This is a genomic window from Bullifex sp. (genome assembly GCF_034103065.1).
Taxonomy (GTDB): domain Bacteria; phylum Spirochaetota; class Spirochaetia; order Sphaerochaetales; family Sphaerochaetaceae; genus Bullifex.
This window is the reverse complement of record NZ_JAXEGN010000231.1, coordinates 1-3364: the sequence shown is the minus strand read 5'-3', so window position 1 is coordinate 3364 and position 3364 is coordinate 1. Positions and strand designations below refer to the sequence as shown.

Annotated in this window: 3 protein-coding genes; all 3 read left to right on the top strand. The window is 36.6% G+C overall.

Going from position 1 to position 3364, the window contains the following annotated elements:
* Positions 1 to 1830, top strand: a 1830-nt coding sequence (gene ftsH / locus SOY52_RS09015; RefSeq protein WP_320848626.1) for an ATP-dependent zinc metalloprotease FtsH, incomplete at its 5' end; no start/stop codon positions are given.
* 9 nt (positions 1831 to 1839) lie between these two features.
* Positions 1840 to 2772 carry an Hsp33 family molecular chaperone HslO gene (locus SOY52_RS09010; protein ID WP_320848625.1) on the top strand — a complete coding sequence of 311 codons (933 nt, stop codon included), beginning with the start codon at positions 1840 to 1842 and terminating at the stop codon, positions 2770 to 2772.
* A partial coding sequence (locus SOY52_RS09005) for a THUMP domain-containing class I SAM-dependent RNA methyltransferase (protein WP_320848624.1) occupies positions 2769 to 3364 on the top strand: 596 nt, incomplete at its 3' end. The genes SOY52_RS09010 and SOY52_RS09005, both read left to right, overlap by 4 nt.

Here is a 3364-nt window from a genome sequence, read left to right as displayed (position 1 = left end):
ATAATGATTGCAATAATCATTTTGATGAATAATATGCTCTTTAAAAGTCATATGGAGCCTATAGAAATTGAGTATTCAACTTTTAAATCTATGGTTAGTGAAGGAAAAATTCAACAAGTAGTATTCAATGAAAATACATACATTGGTTATTCGATATCTAAGGAAGAAGCTCGAGCAACACTGGAAGAGTTTGCAAAAACTAGACAACTTCCAAATTCTATCGATACTTCAATGCTACTCGCTTATCAAACATATAAAATTGAAGACCCAACTTTTGTGCCTCTTCTAGATGAAAAAGGAGTACAATACTACGCTTCAGCTCCTGCAACTACCCCTATTTGGTTAAGCTTGCTATCAACATTCTTACCATTAATTATTTTCTTCATATTAATGAGGATGCTTTCTAAACGCTTAGACGGTGGAGCTCAAGGGGTTATGTCATTTAACCAAAATAAGAGCAAAATTGTAGCAGAAGGGGATACCGGTGTAAGATTTAGAGATGTTGCTGGATGTGAAGAAAGTAAAGCAGAATTAGTTGAAGTCGTAGACTTTTTAAAGAATGGTGAGAAATATACAAAAATTGGTGCCAAAATCCCTAAAGGTGTACTTTTAGTAGGACCTCCAGGAACAGGTAAAACTCTATTAGCAAAGGCTGTAGCAGGCGAAGCAGGTGTTCCATTCTTTAGAATGAGTGGTGCTGACTTTGTTGAGATGTTCGTTGGTGTAGGTGCTGCTCGTGTAAGAGATTTATTTAAACAAGCTAGAGAAAAAGCTCCTTGTATCATCTTTATTGATGAAATCGATGCAATTGGTAAGCAAAGATCTGCAAGTCTAGGTGGCAACGATGAAAGAGAGCAAACTCTCAACCAGCTCCTTGTTGAGATGGATGGTTTTGATTCTCGCAGTGGTGTAATTATCTTAGCAGCCACAAACAGAGCAGAAATTCTTGATCCAGCTCTACTTAGACCAGGTAGATTTGATAGACAAGTATTAGTTGATAAGCCAGACTTGGAAGGTCGTCTTGCTATTTTAAAAATTCATAGCGAAAAGCTTATTCTCGATAGCGATGTTGATTTAAGAAAGATTGCACAAGGCTGTGCAGGCTTAGCAGGTGCTGATCTTGCTAATATTTGTAATGAAGCTGCATTAATTGCTGTTAGAAGAAATAAAGAAAAGATTTCACAGCTTGAATTTGAAGAAGCAATTGAGAAGTCTATTGCAGGCTTAGAGAGAAAAGGCAGAATAATGAATGATAGCGAGAGAAAGCGTGTTGCTTATCATGAAACAGGTCATGCATTAACTGCATATATGACTAAAGGCGCATCTCCTGTTAGTAAGATTTCTATTGTTCCTCGTGGTTTTGGTGCTTTAGGATATACCCTCCAATATCCAACAGAAGATCGCTTCTTACTTAGTGAAAACGAACTTTTAGGATCAATAGATGTACTCTTAGGAGGAAGAGCTGCAGAAGAAGTAACTTTTGGAGATATTTCTACTGGTGCAAGCAACGATATTTCTAGAGCATCTGACCAAGTAAGAAAGATGATTTGTGAATATGGTATGTCTGAGCGCTTTAAGAATTTAACACTCCCTAAAGGTCAAAGTGGAATTGAAGGTGTTGGTGGAAGCAGAGAATACTCTGAAGATACTCAAAAATACATAGACGAGGAAAGTGAAAAGATCATTAACCAGCGTTATCAATATGTACTTAATAACCTTAAGAAGAATTGGAAGGCTCTTGATGAAATTGCTAAAAAGCTACTTGCAGATGAAGTTATTGAGCAGTCTGAGTTTGAAAGCCTTGCAAAAGAGTATGTGATTATAGAATAATAAGCTCATATGATTAAAACAAAGATAACTGATAAAGAATTATTAGAACATATTGCATCCCTACCAGAAGATGGAAGGGATGTATTTTTGCTCTCTAAGGGGCAAGTTAGAGTTACTGCAATTAGTGCAACTGAAACAATTAACCAAATGAGGGCTAACCATAAAACAGGACTTCTTGAAAGTTATGTTTTAGGTCAAGCATATATTGCAGGTTTACTCCTTACTTCAATGGTTAAGGGTAATGATAGAATACAGCTCCAAATTGAATGTGGAGGTCCTATTAAGGGTATTAGCATTGAATCTTGGGCTTGTGGTGCTGTTAGAGGTTACATGCTTGAAAACCCAATAAAGCTTGATAAACCACTTACATCTTTAGATACCTCACTACTATATGGTCCAGGATTTATTACAATTTCAAGAATTCTTGAAGGCTCTAAAGAACCTGTTAGTGGAACCTGCATGATGCAATATGGAAACCTTGCTAAGGATTTAGCAGTATTCTTTAATGAAAGTGAACAAACTCCTACCCTATTTTATATTTCTCTCGACTACGATAATAACGGAAGAATTATGGGGGCTGGTGGTTTATTCATTCAGGCACTTCCAGGCTGTAGTGATGAAGTATTGGAAAAGCTTCAAGAACGTTGTAAGACTTTACCAAGTCTAGGAAGATTTATTAGTGAGAAAAATGAAATTTCTACATATGTAACAACTCAATTTGCTCAATTTGAACCAAGGTTACTTGAGACTAGTCATATTGGCTTTTCTTGCCCTTGCTCAAGAGGTCATTTTGAGGGATACTTATCAAGACTACCACAAAAGGAAAAAGAGGAGATTCTAGCAGGTACCTTCCCTCTAGAACTCGAGTGCTTTAACTGTGGCAGTATTTACAGTTTTACAAAAAGCGAAGTGGAAGCGCTTTTTGAGAAGGAGAAGAAATGATTTACTTTGCACAAAGTAGCCAAAACCAGGCAGATTTAATTGCCAAAGAAGCTGAAAGAGCTGGTGCTGATAGAGTAAAAGCTACTTCATCAGGTGTACAATTTTCAGGCTCTTTAGAGGTCGGATATCGTTTTTGTTTGACAACAAGAATAGCTTCAAGAGTACTACAAGCTCTTTATTTTGATGAAAAAGTTACCTCCCCAGATGAACTTTACGAAAAGTGCAAGACAATACCTTGGGAAGAGTATATTGATCCAAGTAAGACCTTCCAGCTTACACAAACTGTACAGGCTTGTAATTGGATTAAAAACTCTCACTTTGCTTCATTAAGAGTTAAAGATGCTATTGTTGATAGAATTAGAGAACACTTTGATGATCAACGACCTAATGTTGATACAGATAATCCTGATTTAACATTCCATCTCCATATTAAAGGAGAAAAGGTTATTATTTACTCTGATTTCTCTGGTGAAGGTTTATTTAAGAGAGGGTATAGAAGTGATAGCACAGATGCTATCTTAAAGGAGCACTTAGCTGCGGCAGTTCTCTATCGAAGTGATTGGTATAAGAGTGTTATTGATAACAATCCAGG